The 19,253-nt window shown below is 55.5% G+C and carries 18 protein-coding genes; 16 read left to right on the top strand and 2 right to left on the bottom strand.

Features of this window, described 5'->3' with window-relative positions:
• Positions 1–4: 4 nt before the first annotated feature.
• Positions 5–2,002: a bifunctional tRNA (5-methylaminomethyl-2-thiouridine)(34)-methyltransferase MnmC2/FAD-dependent 5-carboxymethylaminomethyl-2-thiouridine(34) oxidoreductase MnmC1 gene (gene mnmC, locus L462_RS11750; protein WP_032678621.1), complete on the bottom strand. Its 1,998-nt coding sequence runs from the start codon at positions 2,000–2,002 to the stop codon at positions 5–7.
• Between the two features lie 158 nt (positions 2,003–2,160).
• Here mnmC and fabB point away from each other — a divergent pair, with 158 nt between their 5' ends.
• Together fabB and L462_RS11760 are read left to right on the top strand one after the other, a co-directional pair.
• Complete coding sequence (gene fabB, locus L462_RS11755; RefSeq protein WP_014171039.1) at positions 2,161–3,378, top strand: beta-ketoacyl-ACP synthase I; 1,218 nt, start codon at positions 2,161–2,163, stop codon at positions 3,376–3,378.
• Positions 3,379–3,583: 205 nt separating this feature from the next.
• Positions 3,584–4,762 carry an MFS transporter gene (locus L462_RS11760; RefSeq protein WP_032678620.1) on the top strand — a complete coding sequence of 393 codons (1,179 nt, stop codon included), beginning with the start codon at positions 3,584–3,586 and terminating at the stop codon, positions 4,760–4,762.
• Positions 4,763–4,839: 77 nt separating this feature from the next.
• On the opposite strand, the gene flk is transcribed toward L462_RS11760, so the two are convergent.
• Positions 4,840–5,844 carry a flagella biosynthesis regulator Flk gene (gene flk, locus L462_RS11765; protein WP_025203569.1) on the bottom strand — a complete coding sequence of 335 codons (1,005 nt, stop codon included), beginning with the start codon at positions 5,842–5,844 and terminating at the stop codon, positions 4,840–4,842.
• 113 nt (positions 5,845–5,957) lie between these two features.
• On the opposite strand from flk, the gene pdxB reads away from it, so the two are divergent.
• The 14 genes from pdxB to L462_RS11835 all read left to right on the top strand — a co-directional run bounded on the left by pdxB (position 5,958) and on the right by L462_RS11835 (position 19,245).
• Positions 5,958–7,094 carry a 4-phosphoerythronate dehydrogenase PdxB gene (pdxB, locus tag L462_RS11770; protein WP_025203570.1) on the top strand — a complete coding sequence of 379 codons (1,137 nt, stop codon included), beginning with the start codon at positions 5,958–5,960 and terminating at the stop codon, positions 7,092–7,094.
• 67 nt (positions 7,095–7,161) lie between these two features.
• The gene (locus L462_RS11775) at positions 7,162–8,175 is read left to right on the top strand and encodes an aspartate-semialdehyde dehydrogenase (protein WP_014171035.1); all 1,014 of its coding nucleotides are present in this window, start codon (positions 7,162–7,164) and stop codon (positions 8,173–8,175) included.
• Positions 8,175–8,987 (top strand): tRNA pseudouridine(38-40) synthase TruA, encoded by an 813-nt coding sequence (gene truA, locus L462_RS11780; protein ID WP_032678619.1) that lies wholly within the window; start codon positions 8,175–8,177, stop codon positions 8,985–8,987. The genes L462_RS11775 and truA overlap by 1 nt, the downstream gene beginning before the upstream one ends.
• A 28-nt stretch (positions 8,988–9,015) precedes the next feature.
• Positions 9,016–9,675 (top strand): DedA family protein, encoded by a 660-nt coding sequence (locus tag L462_RS11785; protein ID WP_020883122.1) that lies wholly within the window; start codon positions 9,016–9,018, stop codon positions 9,673–9,675.
• A 154-nt stretch (positions 9,676–9,829) separates the two neighbouring features.
• Positions 9,830–10,735 (top strand): acetyl-CoA carboxylase, carboxyltransferase subunit beta, encoded by a 906-nt coding sequence (accD, locus tag L462_RS11790; protein WP_020883123.1) that lies wholly within the window; start codon positions 9,830–9,832, stop codon positions 10,733–10,735.
• A 67-nt stretch (positions 10,736–10,802) separates the two neighbouring features.
• Complete coding sequence (gene folC / locus L462_RS11795; RefSeq protein ID WP_032678618.1) at positions 10,803–12,071, top strand: bifunctional tetrahydrofolate synthase/dihydrofolate synthase; 1,269 nt, start codon at positions 10,803–10,805, stop codon at positions 12,069–12,071.
• Positions 12,061–12,762: a cell division protein DedD gene (dedD, locus tag L462_RS11800; RefSeq protein ID WP_014171030.1), complete on the top strand. Its 702-nt coding sequence runs from the start codon at positions 12,061–12,063 to the stop codon at positions 12,760–12,762. Before folC ends, dedD begins: the two co-directional genes overlap by 11 nt.
• 211 nt (positions 12,763–12,973) lie before the next feature.
• The gene (gene cvpA / locus L462_RS11805) at positions 12,974–13,462 is read left to right on the top strand and encodes a colicin V production protein (RefSeq protein WP_000262116.1); all 489 of its coding nucleotides are present in this window, start codon (positions 12,974–12,976) and stop codon (positions 13,460–13,462) included.
• A 36-nt stretch (positions 13,463–13,498) separates the two neighbouring features.
• Entirely contained in the window at positions 13,499–15,016 is a 1,518-nt protein-coding gene (gene purF / locus L462_RS11810) for an amidophosphoribosyltransferase (protein ID WP_014171028.1), read from the top strand.
• Between the two features lie 89 nt (positions 15,017–15,105).
• A complete protein-coding gene (locus L462_RS11815) occupies positions 15,106–15,675 on the top strand; it encodes a UbiX family flavin prenyltransferase (RefSeq protein WP_014171027.1) in 570 nt (189 codons plus the stop codon).
• A 290-nt stretch (positions 15,676–15,965) separates the two neighbouring features.
• Positions 15,966–16,748 carry a lysine/arginine/ornithine ABC transporter substrate-binding protein ArgT gene (gene argT / locus L462_RS11820; RefSeq protein ID WP_014171026.1) on the top strand — a complete coding sequence of 261 codons (783 nt, stop codon included), beginning with the start codon at positions 15,966–15,968 and terminating at the stop codon, positions 16,746–16,748.
• Positions 16,749–16,974: 226 nt separating this feature from the next.
• Positions 16,975–17,757 (top strand): histidine ABC transporter substrate-binding protein HisJ, encoded by a 783-nt coding sequence (gene hisJ, locus L462_RS11825; RefSeq protein ID WP_020883126.1) that lies wholly within the window; start codon positions 16,975–16,977, stop codon positions 17,755–17,757.
• An 88-nt stretch (positions 17,758–17,845) separates the two neighbouring features.
• Positions 17,846–18,532, top strand: coding sequence for a histidine ABC transporter permease HisQ (locus tag L462_RS11830; RefSeq protein ID WP_020883127.1), 687 nt, complete (start codon positions 17,846–17,848; stop codon positions 18,530–18,532).
• On the top strand, positions 18,529–19,245 hold the full coding sequence (locus tag L462_RS11835; protein WP_008502590.1) for an ABC transporter permease: 717 nt from the start codon (positions 18,529–18,531) through the stop codon (positions 19,243–19,245). The genes L462_RS11830 and L462_RS11835 overlap by 4 nt, the downstream gene beginning before the upstream one ends.
• The last annotated feature ends 8 nt before the right edge of the window (positions 19,246–19,253 follow it).

The raw sequence follows: 19,253 nt of genomic DNA, 5'->3' as shown, positions 1-19,253 counted from the left end.
CACGTTACTTCACCCTTTTTCCTTTCAGTAACTTCCGTACCCACAAACGGTTGGGATTGAGCCCCGCAAGCGTAACGCTGTCCAGCGGAACGGGCTCATCACTCATCTGTGCCGCCAGCACTTCGGCCAGCAACGGCGCTGAGCACAATCCCCGTGAACCGAGCCCCCCGAGCATAAACAGCTGCGGATAAACTGGCGCACTCACCGCGGTATCACGGTTTTCAGCAAGATCCTGATAGGCCTCAAGCGTTGCTTCATAGTCAGGCACATTTCCCGCCATCGGCAGATGGTCCCGGGTGGCACAGCGTACGCCACAGCGCGCGTCACCGGCGCTGATATCAACCTCTTTTGCCCAGTCGGCCTGCGGGAAGCAGTTGAGCAGGCGCTGGCGATTTTGCTGCTGATCGTCTTCGCTGTAGCGCATGTCGGTCTCACCGCGATGGTAGCTGGCACCAATGCAGTGGTGGCCGTTGGACGGATTTTGTGGCGTCAGATAGCCGTCGTAGCAGAGTACCTGCTGCAGTTTTTCCAGCGCTGGCGAGGTGGGGATATGGCTGACCTGGCCGCCGACAGGGTAAAGCGGCAGCTTTTCCGTCTGGTTGAACTGGCTGATAGGGTGACCGTTGGCCAGCACTACGCAGGTATGCTGCGCCTCTTCGCCCGTGGTGAAATGCAGGTTCCAGTGCTCCGTGTGGTGAAGTGAGGCGACCTGGCGGGAATAGTGCACCGTCAACCCGCGCGACTGCGCCAGCGCAATGGCTGCCGTCGTCAGATCTGCCGGACACAGCCAGCCACCGAGCGGATAGTGGATACCGTCGCAGCCCGTATCGACGCCCGCGGTTTCGGTTATCTGCTGCGCATTCACCGCCCGGGCAATTTCGAGCGGCAGACCCAGCGACAACATGTGCGCGATTTTTTGCTGGCTCTTCTCATCCCAGCCCAGTTGCGTAACGCCACACCAGTCGTGGTCAAACGCCACAGGCAGGGCATCATACAGGCGCCGGGCAAAGGTAAAGGCTACCGGGAAAAACTGGCTCAGCGCCGGATCGTGAGCGCTTAACAGTGGGTAGAGCGCCCCCTGGCGGTTGCCGGAAGCGCCCTTTGCCGGCGCGTCGTCGGCGCAGTAGAGCGTTACCTGCCAGCCACGGTGTAAAAGCGCGAGCGAAAGCAGGGCGCTGGCAATCCCGCCGCCGACAATTGCTACCTCTCGTGATGTGCTGGCGCTGCGTGAAAACCAGGGCGTCTGAGCGGGGATCTCCAGCGTCTGATCCATTCTTCCGACCAGCATGTCGCGCTTGCGACCAAAACCTTTGGTCTTTTGCATGGTAAAGCCGGCCTCCTGCAATCCGCGGCGGACAAAGCCTGCCGAGGTGAAGGTCGCGAGCGTTGCGCCAGGACGCGCCAGGCGTGCCATTGCGTTAAACAGATGCTGGCTCCACATGTCCGGATTCTTGGCGGGGGCAAAACCATCAAGGAACCATGCGTCCACTTTCTGATTCATTGAATCATCAAGCTTATCGGTCAGTTCATTGATGTCGCCGAGCCACAGATCCAGCGTGACGCGCCCGCCGTCCAGCAGCAGACGATGACAGCCGCCGAGGTGCGGCGGCCACTGCGCCTGAAGCTGCTCCGCCCATGGCGCAAGTTCCGGCCAGTGCTGATGGGCGAGACGAAGGTCATGCGCGGTGAGCGGAAATTTTTCAAAACTGATGAAATGTAATCTTTGCAGTGTAGCGTCAGAGTGAGCAGCGTGAAACTGATCGAACATCTGCCAGAGGGTGAGAAAATTCAGACCGGTACCAAACCCGCTCTCAGCGACCACGAACAGACTGCGCGGATGCGTGGGGAAACGGGCGTTTAACTGGTTTCCGTCGAGGAAAACATAGCGGGTTTCTTCCAGTCCGTTATCATTAGAAAAGTAGACGTCATCAAAATCTCGGGAAACAGGTGTACCCTCAGCGTTGAATTCGAGGTTGGCGGGTTGTATAGCGTTTTGTTTCACGTAAGTTACTCGTCTGACAGGCAGTGACACGATCTTAACGATGTGCGTCCATCGGTGCAAATTTCCGCAGAAAATGTCTGATCGGACTTGTTCGGCGTACAAGTGTACGCTATTGTGCGACTCGAAACTTAATATAGTGCGACTTACAGAGGTATTGAATGAAACGTGCAGTGATTACTGGCCTGGGCATCGTTTCCAGCATCGGTAATAACCAGCAGGAAGTCCTGGCATCTCTGCGTGAAGGACGCTCCGGGATCACTTTCTCTGAAGAGTTTAAAGATTCAGGTATGCGTAGCCACGTATGGGGTAACGTCAAACTGGACACCACCGGTTTGATTGACCGTAAAGTGGTTCGTTTCATGAACGATGCCTCTATTTATGCTTATCTCTCCATGCAGGAAGCGATTGCGGATGCGGGTCTGAGCGCGGAAGTTTACCAGAACAACCCACGCGTAGGTCTGATCGCCGGTTCCGGTGGCTCATCTAAAGCGCAGGTCTTTGGTGCCGACGCAATGCGTAGCCCACGTGGTCTGAAAGCGGTAGGTCCTTATGTTGTGACTAAAGCCATGGGTTCAGCGGTTTCCGCTTGCCTGGCGACCCCGTTCAAAATCCACGGCGTTAACTACTCCATCAGCTCTGCCTGTGCGACCTCCGCACACTGCATCGGTAATGCGGTTGAGCAGATCCAGCTGGGTAAACAGGACATCGTGTTTGCTGGCGGCGGCGAAGAACTGGGTTGGGAAATGGCCTGTGAATTCGACGCAATGGGGGCACTGTCCACCAAATATAACGAAACTCCAGATAAAGCATCCCGTACCTATGATGCGCACCGTGACGGTTTCGTTATCGCAGGCGGCGGCGGTATGGTTGTGGTTGAAGAGCTGGAGCACGCGCTGGCGCGTGGTGCGCACATCTACGCTGAGATCGTGGGCTACGGTGCAACGTCTGACGGCGCTGACATGGTGGCTCCATCCGGTGAAGGCGCAGTGCGCTGCATGAAGATGGCGATGCACGGCGTTGACACACCAATCGACTACCTGAACTCCCACGGTACCTCTACTCCGGTAGGCGACGTGAAAGAGCTGGGTGCGATCCGTGAAGTGTTCGGCGACAACAGCCCGGCTATCTCCGCGACCAAAGCCATGACCGGTCACTCTCTGGGTGCTGCTGGCGTTCAGGAAGCGATCTACTCTCTGCTGATGCTGGAAAATGGCTTTATCGCCCCAAGCATCAACATTGACGAGATGGACGAGCAGGCCGCAGGTCTGAACATCGTGACCCAGCCAAAAGAAGCGACACTGACTACCGTCATGTCCAACAGCTTCGGTTTTGGCGGTACTAACGCCACGCTGGTGATGCGTAAGTACAACGCATAAGTTCTGACTGATTCAAAAGGGGAGCCTGACGGCTCCTTTTTTTATGCATTGACAAGCGGCTGATCTCGCAGGCAAACTTCCTACCTCAACATTATCCTCACGATAATGCGTAAGCGTTCAACGTCAACCAACGCACCTAAATCCTGGTTATCAGGAAGAGGGGGCGTGGTTTTTCCCCGCCTTACTCTTCATTTCGGAGTAAAGCATGACTGCAGTCACTCAAACAGAAACAACCTCTTCAGCGAACGTCTCGCTGTTTCGCATCGCGTTTGCGGTGTTCCTGACCTATATGACCGTCGGCCTGCCGCTGCCGGTGATCCCGCTGTTTGTTCATCAGGAGCTGGGCTATGGCAACACCATGGTCGGCGTCGCCGTGGGTATTCAGTTCCTGGCTACGGTATTAACCCGCGGTTACGCCGGACGTCTGGCGGATCAGCACGGGGCAAAACGCTCGGCGTTACAGGGCATGTTTGCCTGTGGTCTGGCGGGAGGTGCATGGCTGCTGGCCGCTCTCCTGCCAGTTGATGCTGCGTATAAATTTGCGCTGCTGATCGTGGGGCGTTTAATCCTGGGCTTTGGTGAAAGCCAGCTCCTGACCGGTACGCTGACATGGGGTATGGGACTGGTGGGGCCTGCACGCTCCGGCAAAGTCATGTCCTGGAATGGTATGGCCATTTATGGCGCGCTTGCCGCAGGCGCCCCGCTCGGGTTGCTTATCCACAGCCACTTTGGCTTTGCCGCGCTGGCAGCGACTACCCTGATGCTGCCTCTGCTGGCATGGGCATTCAACGGTCCGGTACGTAAAGTCCCTGCCCATAAAGGGGAGCGCCCGTCTTTGTGGAGCGTGGTGGGCCAAATCTGGCAGCCGGGCCTTGGCCTGGCCCTGCAGGGCGTCGGTTTTGCGGTAATCGGTACGTTCGTCTCGCTCTACTTTATGAGCCGCGGCTGGGCGATGGCAGGTTTTACGCTGACCGCCTTTGGTGGCGCATTTGTCTTAATGCGCGTGCTGTTCGGCTGGATGCCGGATCGTTTTGGTGGCATGAAGGTTGCAGTGGCATCACTGGTGATTGAAACCCTGGGTTTGCTATTACTGTGGAGTGCACCCGTTGCGTCCGTAGCGTTGTTAGGCGCGGCGTTGACCGGCTGCGGATGTTCGCTTATTTTCCCGGCGCTGGGTGTGGAGGTGGTAAAACGTGTCGCCCCGCAGGTGCGTGGCACGGCGCTTGGCGGCTATGCGGCGTTTCAGGATATCTCATACGGGGTAACCGGGCCGCTGGCAGGTCTGTTAGCGACGTCGTTCGGGTATCCGTCTGTTTTCCTGGCGGGCGCGGTTGCAGCGGTTGTGGGCATTGTGGTGACGCTGGTGGCTTTTCGGCAGTCTTAGCTAGTTAAGTGCCGGGGCGACATGCCTTCCCCGGTGTGCTGTCGGCCCGGCAGGCGTAGCGCCACCGGGCGAAACCGTTATGCGACCAGCCAGAAAATCGCCAGTGCAATCATTAACGCAATAAACATCAACCCTGGACGGGCAGAGAGGGTTCTGAACGTTTCCACCACCGGCGCAAACAGCGGATTGTAGATTGGCTGAATGTTTCGTGCTTCCGGCACGCCCCCTTCGCGTTCGGCGCGGCGAACGAAAATCTGATTGAGCACATCCTGCACCTGCGCGGTGGTCAGTACCGTTTGCGGTGTGGCCTGCCAGGTTTGCTGGGCGTAATCACGAATGGCGTCAAATTCGTTCGGCTCCAGCGGCTGCTTAAGTGCCGCCTGAACCGTGTGCAGGGTTGGAGCGGTCTGGGTGCTGAGCGTCTGACGCGCCTGTAGCCAGGTCACCAGATGCGTAAACTGTTTCGCCGGGATCAGCTCGCCCGCTTTTACGCCGGAGAGTTCCAGCATTGATTGCCAGATAAGCTTCGTTGGTTCGCCGGTGGCGGCGGCCAGCTTGGTCACCATCTGCTTGAGCGTGTTGTGCTCGGCAGGCAGCAGCGGACGCTCGGTCGCAGGGCGTTGCTGAGGCTGTGGAATTGACAGCTGATTGGTTTGCAGCAGCGTCAGTACGGTTTTGAGCTGTTCCGGGGTCAGCTGGCTCAGGGCGGTCTGACCAAACTGCTGGCGAATAAAATCACTCACCGCCTGGCGGTTATTTCCCTGGCCCAACAGCTCGGTCAGCTGCGAGACAATCTGGCGTGTGCTGTGATTCTGCTGTGCAGTATCAATCCGCTGGTTCAGGTTTTGCTCGGCAGCAGGGAAATGGCGCGACTGCAAAGGTGCGTCGTTCCTGACACCTAAATCGTGCTTTACCCCAGCCCAGACTTCCGCGTTTTGCTGCGACGTCAGCGCGATCAGACGCGTGATCAGTCGCTCCAGCACGGTGCGCTGTTGTGTGGATAGCGGTTGTTCGCCTGCAACGTTTGGCGTGACAGGGCCTTCACCCGGAGGGCGCGGCGGCGTACCTGAAATGGGCTGCATCGTCAAAAATCCTTAAAGTCAAAACTCAGCGTAAACCTGGCAGACGTATATGCCTGGCGGCCAGATTATGGCACACTTGACGGGTTTTCTTCCTCTCAAACAGGTACTCAGACGTGAAAATCCTCGTTGATGAAAATATGCCTTATGCCCGCGAGCTCTTTAGCCGCCTCGGCAACGTTAAGGCTGTCCCGGGTCGGCCGATCCCGGTAAACGAGCTGGATGATGCAGACGCGCTGATGGTGCGCTCGGTAACCAAAGTAAATGAGGCGTTGCTCTCCGGCAAAGCGGTGAAATTTGTCGGGACCGCAACGGCAGGGACGGATCATGTGGATGATAAATGGCTTAAGCAGGCGGGGATCGGTTTTTCAGCCGCGCCGGGCTGCAACGCCATTGCGGTCGTGGAATATGTCTTCTCCTCCCTGCTGATGCTGGCAGAGCGCGACGGTTTTGCGTTGCAGGACCGTACCGTCGGGATTGTTGGTGTGGGCAACGTGGGCGGGCGCCTGCATAAACGTCTTGAGGCGTTAGGCATTCGCACCCTGCTGTGCGATCCGCCGCGTAAAGACAACGGTGATGAAGGCGACTTCCGTTCGCTGGATGAACTGGTTGCACAGTGCGATGTGATCACTTTCCATACGCCACTGTTTAAAGAGGGGCCTTATAAGTCGCTGCACCTTGCTGACGAAGCCCTGATCCGTCGTCTGAAGCCTGGCACTATTCTGATAAATGCCTGCCGGGGCCCGGTGGTCGATAACCTTGCGTTGCTGAAATGTCTGGACGAGGGGCAAGCGCTTAGCGTGGTGCTGGACGTCTGGGAGCCGGAGCCTGAGCTTAACGTTGCGCTGCTTAACAAGGTGGACGTCGCAACGGCGCATATAGCCGGTTATACCCTTGAAGGAAAAGCCCGCGGCACGACGCAGGTCTTTGAGGCCTATAGCGCCTTTATCGGCCATCCACAGCAGGTGGCGCTGGATACCTTACTGCCTGCGCCTGAATTTGGCCGCATTACCCTGCACGGGCCACTCGATCAGGCAACGCTGAAACGACTGGTCCATTTGGTGTATGATGTGCGCCGCGATGACGCGCTGCTGCGTAAAGTGGCGGGTATTCCGGGTGAGTTTGATAAGCTGCGCAAGAACTATGTTGAGCGCCGCGAGTGGTCTTCCCTGTATGTGATTTGCGACGACGCAACGGCTGCGACGCAGCTGCATAAACTGGGTTTTAACGCCGTTCATCACCCGGCACATTAATGTCTTCTTAATGCTCCCTGTTGGATACTCCGACAGGGACGCTTTTTTATTTCTGGAGTAAACCACCATGTCTGAAGGCTGGAACATTGCCATTTTAGGTGCCACGGGTGCCGTGGGTGAAGCCCTGCTCGAAACCCTTGCTGAGCGTCAGTTCCCGGTGGGTGATATCTATGCGCTGGCGCGTACAGATAGCGCGGGTGAACATCTGCGTTTTGGCGGTAAATCTGTCATGGTTCAGGATGCGGCCGGGTTCGACTGGACTCAGGCGCAGCTGGCGTTTTTTGCAGCCGGTGCTGAGGCTACGGCGTCTTACATTGAAGAGGCCACCAACTCGGGTTGTCTGGTGATTGACTTAAGCGGCCTGTTCGCGCTTGAGCCGGATGTGCCGCTGGTGGTGCCGGATGTGAACCCGTTTGTGCTGGCAGACTACCGTAACCGCAACGTTATCGCCGTACCGAACAGCCTGACCAGTCAGCTGCTTACCGCGCTGAAACCGCTGATCGATGAAGGCGGCCTGTCGCGTATCTTCGTCACCAGCCTGCTGTCTGCGTCTGCCAACGGCAAGCAAGCGGTTAACGCGCTAGCCGGGCAGAGCGCGAAATTGCTGAGCGGCGTTCCGATTGATGAAGACGACTATTTTGGTCGCCAGCTGGCGTTTAACATGCTGCCACTGCTGCCGGATCGCGAAGGCAGCGTGCGCGAAGAACGCCGTATTGTCGATGAAGTCCGTAAAATTCTGCAGGATGACGGCCTGATGATCTCTGCCAGCTGCGTGCAGTCTCCTGTCTTCTACGGCCACGCGCAGATGGTTGGTTTTGAAGCGCTGCGCCCGCTCGCCGCAGAAGAAGCGCGTGACGCGTTTGGTCGTGGTGAGGATATCGCCCTCTCCGAAGAGAGTGAGTTCCCGACGCAGGTTGGTGATGCGACCGGTAGCGCACATCTGTCTGTTGGCTGCGTGCGTAACGATTACGGAATGCCTGAGCAGATCCAGTTCTGGTCAGTTGCCGATAACGTTCGCTTTGGCGGTGCGCTGATGGCGGTGAAAATTGCGGAGAAACTCGTGCAGGAGTACCTGTACTGATGTCAGAAGTGGATCACAAGCCCGTTCATAAAATTGCCCTCGGTATTGAGTACGATGGCAGTAAGTATTATGGCTGGCAGCGTCAAAATGAGGTGCGCAGCGTCCAGGAAAAACTGGAAAAAGCGCTCTCACAGGTGGCGAACGAACCGATAAGCGTTTTCTGTGCCGGGCGTACGGATGCCGGCGTTCACGGCACGGGGCAGGTGGTTCATTTTGAAACCACCGCTGTGCGAAAGGACGCTGCATGGACGCTGGGGGTGAATGCGAATTTACCTGGAGACATTGCGGTTCGTTGGGTTAAAGATGTTCCCGAAGATTTTCATGCGCGTTTCAGCGCCACCGCGCGCCGTTACCGCTATGTCATCTACAATCAGCGTCTACGTCCGGCGGTGTTAAGCCAGGGCGTGACGCATTTTTATGAACCGCTTGATGCTGAACGTATGCATCGTGCGGCGCAGTGTCTGATTGGTGAAAATGACTTTACCTCGTTCCGTGCGGTGCAGTGCCAGTCCCGTACGCCGTGGCGTAATGTCATGCACATAAACGTCAGCCGTTATGGCGCGTATGTGGTGGTGGATATCAAAGCCAATGCCTTTGTACATCATATGGTGCGGAACATTGTGGGCAGCCTGATGGAAGTGGGTGCCGGACACCAGCCGGAGAGCTGGATTGCAGAACTGCTGGCAGCGAAGGACAGAACGCTTGCGGCAGCCACGGCGAAAGCGGAAGGGCTGTATCTGGTCTCGGTAGACTATCCGGATCGGTTTGACCTGCCGAAACCGCCAATGGGCCCGCTGTTTTTAGCGGACTAATCAAAGGTGCAATTAAGGCTTAGACAAAATGGACGTAATACGTTTTTTGATTGATTTCATCCTGCATATTGATGTTCACCTGGCGGAGCTGGTCGCGCAGTACGGCGTCTGGGTTTACGCTATTCTGTTCCTCATTCTGTTCTGTGAAACCGGTCTGGTTGTCACCCCGTTCCTGCCGGGGGATTCACTGCTGTTCGTGGCCGGCGCGTTATCCGCGTTACCGACTAACGATTTGAATGTGCATCTGATGGTTGTGTTGATGGTTATCGCCGCGATTATTGGTGATGCGGTGAACTACACGATTGGGCGGGTGTTTGGTGAGCGGCTTTTCAGCAATCCGGACTCGAAAATTTTCCGTCGCAGCTATCTCGATAAAACCCATGCGTTCTATGAACGCCATGGCGGCAAAACCATTATCCTTGCCCGTTTTGTGCCTATTGTGCGTACATTTGCACCGTTTGTGGCGGGAATGGGGCATATGTCCTATCGTCACTTTGCGGCATATAACGTTGTTGGCGCGCTGCTGTGGGTGTTGCTGTTTACCTATGCCGGCTACCTGTTTGGCGATCTCCCGGTGGTCCAGGAAAACCTTAAGTTACTGATTGTAGCGATTATTGTGCTTTCGGTACTGCCTGGGGTTATTGAGATTATTCGTCACCGACGTGCGGCAGCAAAGCAAGCGAAGTAAATGCATACTGGCGGTTCGACCACTTTTTTATCCAAAGTTTCGGGCTGTTATGTTTTAATGTGCAACATTCATGGTCTGTTGGAGGCAAAAATGGCATTATTCGCCTCTTATAGCAAAACTGGCATACGACCAGGTTCAGGCAGAAAGGTTATCAATGAGCTGGATTGAACGAATTAAAAGCAACATAACCCCGACTCGTAAAGCGAGCATTCCTGAAGGGGTATGGACGAAGTGTGATAGCTGCGGCCAGGTTCTGTACCGCGCAGAGCTGGAACGCAATCTTGAGGTGTGTCCGAAATGTGACCACCACATGCGTATGACGGCGCGTAATCGCCTGCATAGCCTGCTGGACGAAGGTTCTCTGGTAGAACTGGGTAGCGAGCTTGAGCCAAAAGACGTGCTGAAGTTCCGTGATTCCAAAAAATACAAAGACCGTCTGGCCTCTGCACAGAAAGAGACCGGCGAGAAAGACGCGCTGATCGTCATGAAAGGCACCCTGCACACGATGCCGGTGGTGGCTGCCGCGTTTGAGTTTTCCTTTATGGGTGGCTCAATGGGCTCTGTCGTGGGTGCGCGCTTCGTGCGTGCCGTTGAGCAGGCGCTGGAAGACAACTGCCCGCTGATCTGCTTCTCCGCCTCCGGTGGTGCACGTATGCAGGAAGCGCTGATGTCGCTGATGCAGATGGCGAAAACCTCTGCTGCGCTGGCGAAAATGCAGGAGCGCGGTTTGCCGTACATCTCCGTGCTGACCGACCCGACGATGGGTGGCGTTTCCGCAAGCTTTGCCATGCTGGGCGATCTGAACATCGCTGAGCCGAAAGCGCTGATCGGTTTTGCGGGTCCACGCGTTATCGAACAGACCGTACGTGAAAAACTGCCGCCGGGTTTCCAGCGCAGTGAGTTCCTCATCGAGAAAGGCGCTATCGACATGATCGTCCGCCGTCCGGAGATGCGCCTGAAACTGGCAAGTATCCTGGCGAAGCTGATGAATCTGCCAGCGCCGAACCCGGACGAGCCGCGCGAAGGCGTGGTGGTACCGGATCAGGAACCCGAGGCCTGATAACTGAAAAGGGCAGGGCCGGATGGCGCTGCCCTTTTGCTTTCTCAACTGTTAATGACCGGGCATCATGGAAAATAAAAGCATTCCCCAAGCCACGTCGCCCCTGGCCGCGTGGCTTTCTTATCTGGAAAACCTGCACAGTAAAACCATCGATATGGGGCTTGAGCGCGTAAGCCAGGTTGCCGCGCGTCTCGACGTACTGAAACCAGCGCCGTTTGTGTTCACCGTTGCCGGAACGAACGGTAAAGGCACGACGTGCCGCACGCTGGAATCTGTCCTGATGGCAGCAGGCTATAAGGTTGGCGTTTACAGCTCTCCACACCTCGTGCGGTATACCGAGCGGGTGCGTGTGCAAAATCGCGAGCTGCCGGAATCAGCGCATACCGCCTCTTTCGCGGAAATTGAAGCTGCGCGCGGTGAAATTTCATTAACCTATTTTGAATACGGCACCCTGTCGGCACTGTGGTTGTTTAAGCAGGCGCAACTGGACGTGGTGATTCTGGAAGTCGGCCTCGGCGGGCGTCTTGATGCCACCAACATGGTGAATGCGGATGTGGCCGTCGTGACCAGCATTGCGCTGGATCATACCGACTGGCTGGGGCCGGATCGCGAAAGCATTGGTCGCGAGAAAGCCGGGATTTTCCGGGCGAATAAACCTGCCGTGGTCGGCGAGCCGGATATGCCGCACACCATTGCAGAGGTGGCGAATGAGACGGGTGCGCGTCTGCTGCGCCGTGGCGTAGAGTGGCAGTATGAGGTTCAGGCAGACGGCTGGCGCTTTAGCGATGCGCAGGGCGCACTGGACAACCTGCCATTGCCGCAGGTGCCGCAGCCTAACGCGGCAACCGCGCTGGCGGCACTGCGCGCAAGCGGTCTGGCGGTGAGCGAGCAGGCGATTCGCGAGGGCATTGAGCGGGCGATTCTGCCCGGGCGTTTCCAGATTGTCAGCGAGTCACCGCGCCTGATCCTCGATGTGGCGCACAACCCGCATGCCGCGGCGTATCTCGCGGGACGTCTCAAATCGTTACCAAAAACCGGGCGCGTGCTGGCGGTTATCGGTATGCTTCATGATAAAGATATTGGCGGTACGCTGGCCTGCATGGAGAGTGTGGTCGATAGCTGGTATTGTGCTCCTCTGGAGGGGCCACGCGGGGCGACCGCTGAGCAGTTGATGGAACATCTCGGCAAAGGCGCAATCTATAATAGCGTGGCTCAGGCCTGGCATGCCGCGATGGCGGATGCTAAACCAGAAGATACCGTGCTGGTGTGTGGTTCGTTCCACACGGTGGCACATGTCATGGAAGTGATGGACGCGGGGAGAACCGGTGGCGAGTAAGTTTCAGAACCGTTTAGCAGGAACAATAGTGCTGGTGGCGCTGGGAGTCATTATTCTCCCGGGCCTGCTCGACGGGCAGAAAAAGCACTATCAGGATGAGTTTGCAGCCATTCCTCTGGTACCGAAACCGGGCGATCGCGACGAGCCGGATATGCTGCCTGCGGCGACACAGGCCCTTCCTGCTCAGCCGCCGGAAGGCGCAGCGGAAGAGGTTCGCGCGGGCGATGCGGCTGCGCCGTCTCTTGATCCGTCTCGTCTGGCGGCGAGCAACACCAACGATATCGATCCGGTACCGGTTCCGGTCGTGCAGCCTAAACCGGCTGAGAAACCGAAGCCGGTCGAAAAAACGCAGCCGAAACCGCAGCGTGATAAAACGAGCGAACAGCTTGCCGCAGCGACTGAGACACCGCCTCCGGCGAAACCGGCTCAGCAGGAAGCCGCACCGACGGGCAAAGCCTACGTCGTGCAGCTGGGTGCGCTGAAAAATGCCGATAAGGTCAATGAGGTGGTGGGTAAACTGCGCAGTGCGGGATATCGTGTTTACACTTCACCTTCCACGCCGGTACAGGGTAAAATTACCCGTATTCTCGTGGGGCCAGAAGCGTCCAAAGATAAGCTTAAAGGATCGCTGGGTGAGCTGAAGCAGATCTCCGGCCTGAGCGGTGTGGTGATGAGCTACAGCGCGAACTAACCCCTCCCTCACCCTTATCCTTTCTATGAGGAGAGGGTGGGGGGAAGAGTGACGGCAGACGTCCACAGAGACGTAAAAAGCCACGGCGTTGAACATTTTTTCAGCGCCTTTTTTATTTACGCGCGGGAAGGAAATCCCTACGCAAACGTTTTCTTTTTCTGTTAGAATTCGCCCCGAACTGGATGACAGGGCGTTAAATCGTGGGACACATATGGTCTGGATTGATTACGCCATCATTGCGGTGATTGGTTTTTCCTGTCTGGTTAGCCTGATCCGTGGCTTTGTTCGTGAAGCGTTATCGCTGGTAACCTGGGGTTGTGCTTTCTTTGTTGCCAGTCATTACTACACTTACCTGTCTGTCTGGTTCACGGGCTTTGAAGATGAACTGGTCCGAAATGGAATCGCTATCGCGGTGCTGTTTATCGCGACGCTGATTGTCGGCGCTATCGTAAATTACGTGATAGGTCAGCTGGTCGAGAAAACCGGTCTGTCAGGAACAGACAGGGTACTCGGGATCTGTTTCGGCGCACTACGAGGCGTGCTGATTGTGGCCGCGATCCTGTTCTTCCTGGATACCTTTACCGGGTTCTCCAAAAGTGAAGACTGGCAAAAATCGCAGCTCATTCCAGAGTTCAGTTTCATCATCAGATGGTTCTTTGACTATCTGCAAAGCTCGTCGAGTTTCTTGCCCAGAGCGTAATGCGCTCTGAGATGTGGCTTAACGAGGAAAAGACGAATGTGCGGTATTGTCGGTATCGCCGGTTTCATGCCGGTAAACCAGTCGATTTATGACGCGTTAACGGTGCTTCAGCACCGTGGGCAGGATGCTGCGGGTATCATCACCATTGATGCAAACAACTGCTTCCGTTTACGTAAGGCGAATGGTCTGGTAAATGATGTGTTTGAAGCCCGCCATATGCAGCGTCTGCAAGGTAATATGGGGATCGGTCACGTTCGTTATCCTACTGCTGGCAGTTCCAGCGCCTCTGAGGCTCAGCCTTTCTACGTCAACTCACCGTATGGCATCACGCTTGCCCACAATGGCAACCTGACCAACGCGCACGAGCTGCGTAAGAAGTTGTTCGAAGAGAAACGTCGCCACATTAACACCACCTCTGATTCTGAAATTCTGCTCAATATCTTTGCCAGCGAGCTGGATAACTTCCGTCACTACCCGCTGGAAGCAGACAACATTTTTGCCGCCGTTGCCGCGACTAACCGCCAGATCCGTGGTGCGTATGCCTGCGTGGCGATGATTATCGGCCACGGGATGGTTGCCTTCCGCGATCCAAACGGCATCCGCCCGCTGGTGCTCGGTAAGCGCGATCTCGGTGATGGTCGTACCGAATACATGGTTGCCTCTGAAAGCGTGGCGCTGGATACCCTGGGCTTCGAGTTCCTGCGTGATGTTGCGCCTGGCGAAGCGGTCTATATCACTGAGAAGGGCCAGCTGTTCACCCGCCAGTGTGCTGACAACCCGGTGAGCAATCCGTGCCTGTTTGAATATGTTTACTTCGCCCGTCCGGACTCGTTTATCGACAAGATTTCCGTCTACAGCGCGCGCGTGAACATGGGGACAAAACTTGGCGAGAAGATTGCCCGCGAATGGGACGATCTGGATATCGACGTCGTTATTCCTATTCCGGAAACGTCCTGCGATATCGCTCTGGAAATCGCCCGCATTCTGGACAAGCCATACCGTCAGGGGTTTGTGAAAAACCGCTACGTTGGTCGTACCTTTATCATGCCGGGTCAGCAGCTGCGCCGTAAGTCCGTGCGTCGTAAACTGAACGCAAACCGCGCTGAGTTCCGCGACAAAAACGTCCTGCTGGTGGATGACTCCATCGTTCGCGGCACCACCTCAGAACAGATTATTGAGATGGCGCGCGAAGCGGGTGCGAAGAAAGTGTATCTGGCCTCAGCCGCACCGGAAATTCGTTTCCCGAACGTGTACGGCATCGATATGCCAACCGCCAATGAGCTGATCGCTCACGGTCGTGAAGTGGACGAAATTCGTCAGATCATCGGTGCCGACGGCCTGATTTTCCAGGATCTGAACGATCTTATCGACGCAGTACGCGCTGAGAACCCGGATATTCAGCAGTTCGAATGCTCCGTGTTTAATGGCGTTTACGTGACGAAAGACGTTGACCAGCAGTACCTCGACTACCTTGATTCGCTGCGCAACGACGATGCGAAAGCCGTCCAGCTGCAAAACGATCTCGAAAGTTTAGAGATGCACAACGAAGGTTGATGTCTGTGCAAGTGAGGGCATTTGCCCTCACTTGCAACTCCCCGCAAAATCCTGCACAGTCTGCCCTGAAATCAGTTAGGGCGAAAATCATGAAACGACTCATTGTTGGGCTCAGTGGTGCCAGTGGCGCGATTTACGGCGTACGTCTGTTACAGGTGCTGCGCGACGTGGCAGAAGTGGAAACGCATCTGGTCATGAGCCAGGCGGCACGTCAGACCCTCTCTCTTGAAACCGACCTCTCACTGCGTGATGTCCAGGCGCTGGCGGATGTGGTTCACGATGCCCGCGATATCGCCGCCAGCATCTCCTCTGGCTCGTTTAAAACGGCGGGCATGGTTATCCTGCCTTGTTCCATTAAAACGCTCTCTGGCATTGTAAACAGCTATACCGACACGCTGGTGACCCGCGCCGCGGACGTGGTGCTGAAGGAGCGCCGTCCTCTGGTTCTCTGCGTGCGGGAAACGCCGCTGCACCTGGGACATCTGCGTTTAATGACTCAGGCTGCTGAACTCGGCGCGGTGATCATGCCACCGGTACCGGCGTTCTATCACCGACCCGTTTCACTGGATGATGTGATTAATCAGACGGTTAACCGCGTTCTCGATCAGTTTGATATCGACCTGCCTGAAGACCTTTTCACCCGCTGGCAGGGTGCCTGAATCTGTGCACCCACAGCGTGCATGAAAAGATAACGTGCCCTGTTTCAGGGCAATTATGCAACGGCGATCATATCCTCGACATTTAATTCGCTTTTTCCCTTTTTCTCTTTCCGGTTCGTTCGGCAGACCTGCTATCTTTCACCATTAAGGCAATATCGCAACGTTTTATTAACATATTTAACGTCGAACTTTTCACCAGACGGCAATGTGGCATAAGACCTGCAAGAGAAGCCTGCAACACAACACACAACACAATACATAATAAAATCACGGTACTTGAGGGTAAATGTATGAAGAAGACGGTTCTGGCTCTGTCTTTGCTGGTGGGGTTAAGTGCGGCAGCAGGTAGCTACGCAGCGCTTCCACAGACAGTTCGTATCGGTACAGACGCAACCTACGCGCCATTCTCTTCCAAGGATGCGAAAGGCGATTTCGTTGGGTTTGATATCGATCTGGGAAATGAAATGTGCAAACGCATTGCGGTGAAATGCACATGGGTGGGCAGCGACTTTGATGCGTTAATCCCGTCGCTGAAAGCCAAGAAAATCGACGCCATTATCTCTTCTCTCTCTATCACCGAAAAACGTCAGCAGGAGATTGCCTTCTCTGACAAGCTTTACGCTGCAGATTCACGTCTGATTGCCGCTAAAGGCTCCCCGATTCAACCCACCATCGACTCGCTGAAAGGCAAGCATGTCGGCGTGCTTCAGGGCTCAACGCAGGAAGGGTTTGCCAATGCGAACTGGCGTGAAAAGGGCGTCGATGTGGTGGCGTACCAGAACCAGGATCTGATCTACTCTGACCTGGCGGCAGGCCGTCTGGATGCGGCATTCCAGGATGAAGTCGCCGCGAGCGAAGGCTTCCTGAAACAGCCAGCGGGCAAAGAGTACGCTTTTGCTGGCCCGTCCGTGAAAGACAAAAAGTACTTTGGTGACGGTACGGGTATCGGCCTGCGTAAGGACGATACCGAGCTGAAAGCCGCCTTCGACAAAGCGTTTGCTGAGCTGCGTAAAGACGGTACCTACGACAAACTGGCGAAGAAATACTTCGACTTCAACGTCTACGGTGACTAATACCTGACGACAATGCACTGCTGAGGTGCATTGTCGGGCGGGATGATCCAATATGGTGCAATTAATGCACTGTATTGGATCGCTGTGTGCATACTTACGCATTTATAATGCAAAAAATCCCGGCTCAAAGGCATTATTCTTTGCCTGACGGAGGGGATTGATGGCACATTAGCACCACCCCGTCGTCGTAAAAATCCCGTATGTAGACAGTTTGTTGAGGACAGATATGAAAAAACTAGTATTGTCACTTTCTCTGGTGCTGGCCTTTTCCAGCGCCACCGCGGCATTCGCAGCAATTCCGCAGAAAATTCGAATCGGTACCGATCCTACCTATGCACCGTTCGAATCGAAGAATTCTAAAGGTGAATTGGTTGGTTTTGACATCGATCTGGCCAACGAACTGTGCAAACGCATCAAAGCGCAGTGTACCTACGTTGAGAACCCACTGGACGCGCTGATCCCGTCGCTGAAAGCGAAAAAAATCGACGTGATTATGTCCTCGCTCTCCATCACTGAAAAACGCCAGCAGGAGATTGCTTTCACGGACAAACTCTACGCGGCAGATTCACGTCTGGTTGTCGCCAAATCTTCCGACATTCAGCCCACTCTCGAGTCGCTGAAAGGCAAACGCGTGGGCGTGCTGCAGGGGACCACTCAGGAAACCTACGGTAACGAACACTGGGCGCCGAAAGGGATTGAAATCGTCTCTTATCAGGGCCAGGAAAATATCTACGCTGACCTGACGGCAGGTCGCATTGACGCAGCGTTCCAGGATGAAGTCGCGGCGAGCGAAGGCTTCCTGAAGCAGCCGGTCGGCAAAGACTATAAGTTTGGCGGTCCATCCATCAAGGATGTGAAGTTGTTTGGTGTAGGCACCGGTATGGGCCTGCGCAAGGAAGACAACGAACTGCGTGAAGCGCTGAACAAAGCGTTTGCCGAAATGCGCGCTGACGGCACGTACGAGAAAATTGCGAAAAAATACTTCGATTTCAATGTTTACGGCGGCTAATCGCCCCGTCAAATAACGTGCAGCCCCTCCCACTGTGGGAGGGGAAAAGACACGGTTCCACCACTCACGATACGACAGGGCTCGCGGTATGCTGTACGGATTTTCTGGCGTTATTTTACAGGGCGCGCTTGTCACCCTTGAGCTGGCTCTCAGCTCCGTGGTGCTGGCGGTGCTGATAGGTCTGGCGGGCGCAGGGGCGAAGCTTTCGGCTAACAAGCCGCTGGCGCTGATTTTTGAAGGCTATACGACGCTGATTCGCGGTGTTCCCGATCTGGTGCTGATGCTTCTGATCTTTTACGGTCTGCAGATTGCGCTTAACAGCGTGACGGACGCAATGGGTATGGGACAAATCGATATCGACCCGATGGTGGCCGGTATTATTACGCTCGGTTTTATCTACGGGGCCTACTTCACCGAAACCTTCCGCGGCGCGTATATGGCTGTGCCGAAAGGCCACATTGAAGCGGCAACCGCATTCGGTTTCACCTCCTCACAGACGTTTCGTCGAATCATGTTCCCGGCCATGATGCGCTATGCGCTTCCAGGTATCGGTAACAACTGGCAGGTTATTCTTAAGGCAACCGCGCTGGTCTCTCTGCTTGGCCTGGAAGATGTGGTGAAAGCGACCCAGCTTGCCGGCAAAAGCACCTGGGAGCCGTTCTACTTTGCGGTGGTATGTGGCGTAATCTATCTGGTCTTTACGACCGCCTCCAATGGTGTGCTGCTTTTGCTCGAACGTCGCTACTCCGTGGGTGTGAAGAGGGCTGATCTGTGATTGAGATTATTCAGGAATACTGGAAATCGCTGCTGTGGACAGATGGCTATCGCTTCACCGGCGTTGCCATTACGCTCTGGCTTCTGATCTCCTCCGTGGTGATGGGCGGCATTCTGGCGGTATTTCTTGCCATTGGTCGTGTGTCGAACAATAAATTTATCCAGTTCCCAATCTGGCTGTTTACCTATGTGTTTCGCGGTACGCCGCTGTACGTGCAACTGCTGGTGTTCTATTCGGGGATGTACACGCTTGAGATCGTAAAAGGCACTGAAATGCTCAATGCGTTCTTCCGCAGCGGTCTGAACTGTACGGTGCTGGCATTGACGCTCAATACCTGCGCCTATACCACCGAGATTTTCGCAGGGGCGATTCGCTCTGTCCCGTACGGTGAAATTGAAGCGGCGCGTGCGTACGGCTTCTCCTCCGTGAAGCTTTACCGTTGCATCATTCTGCCGTCGGCGCTGCGTATTGCGTTACCGGCGTACAGTAACGAAGTGATTCTGATGCTGCACTCCACGGCGCTGGCCTTTACCGCCACGGTGCCGGACTTACTGAAGATTGCCCGGGATATTAACTCGGCAACCTATCAGCCGTTTACCGCATTCGGTATTGCGGCAGTGCTTTATTTGATAATTTCATACGTCCTGATTAGCCTGTTCCGTAAGGCAGAAAAACGCTGGTTGCAGCATATAAAACCTTCTTCGACGCACTGAGAATGATG

It is taken from the genome of Enterobacter sp. BIDMC 26 (assembly GCF_000534435.1).
Lineage (GTDB): Bacteria > Pseudomonadota > Gammaproteobacteria > Enterobacterales > Enterobacteriaceae > Enterobacter > Enterobacter ludwigii.
The sequence above is the reverse complement of the archived record's forward strand: the minus strand, read 5'-3'. Positions and strand labels throughout refer to the sequence as shown.

Excerpts from the sequence above, each read along its gene's own strand:
- fabB (WP_014171039.1), top strand. The coding sequence starts at position 2,161 with ATGAAACGTGCAGTGATTACTGGCCTGGGCATCGTTTCCAGCATCGGT.
- L462_RS11760 (WP_032678620.1), top strand. The coding sequence starts at position 3,584 with ATGACTGCAGTCACTCAAACAGAAACAACCTCTTCAGCGAACGTCTCG.
- flk (WP_025203569.1), bottom strand. The coding sequence starts at position 5,844 with ATGCAGCCCATTTCAGGTACGCCGCCGCGCCCTCCGGGTGAAGGCCCT.
- L462_RS11775 (WP_014171035.1), top strand. The coding sequence starts at position 7,162 with ATGTCTGAAGGCTGGAACATTGCCATTTTAGGTGCCACGGGTGCCGTG.
- truA (WP_032678619.1), top strand. The coding sequence starts at position 8,175 with ATGTCAGAAGTGGATCACAAGCCCGTTCATAAAATTGCCCTCGGTATT.
- L462_RS11785 (WP_020883122.1), top strand. The coding sequence starts at position 9,016 with ATGGACGTAATACGTTTTTTGATTGATTTCATCCTGCATATTGATGTT.
- accD (WP_020883123.1), top strand. The coding sequence starts at position 9,830 with ATGAGCTGGATTGAACGAATTAAAAGCAACATAACCCCGACTCGTAAA.
- folC (WP_032678618.1), top strand. The coding sequence starts at position 10,803 with ATGGAAAATAAAAGCATTCCCCAAGCCACGTCGCCCCTGGCCGCGTGG.
- cvpA (WP_000262116.1), top strand. The coding sequence starts at position 12,974 with ATGGTCTGGATTGATTACGCCATCATTGCGGTGATTGGTTTTTCCTGT.
- purF (WP_014171028.1), top strand. The coding sequence starts at position 13,499 with ATGTGCGGTATTGTCGGTATCGCCGGTTTCATGCCGGTAAACCAGTCG.
- L462_RS11815 (WP_014171027.1), top strand. The coding sequence starts at position 15,106 with ATGAAACGACTCATTGTTGGGCTCAGTGGTGCCAGTGGCGCGATTTAC.
- argT (WP_014171026.1), top strand. The coding sequence starts at position 15,966 with ATGAAGAAGACGGTTCTGGCTCTGTCTTTGCTGGTGGGGTTAAGTGCG.
- hisJ (WP_020883126.1), top strand. The coding sequence starts at position 16,975 with ATGAAAAAACTAGTATTGTCACTTTCTCTGGTGCTGGCCTTTTCCAGC.
- L462_RS11830 (WP_020883127.1), top strand. The coding sequence starts at position 17,846 with ATGCTGTACGGATTTTCTGGCGTTATTTTACAGGGCGCGCTTGTCACC.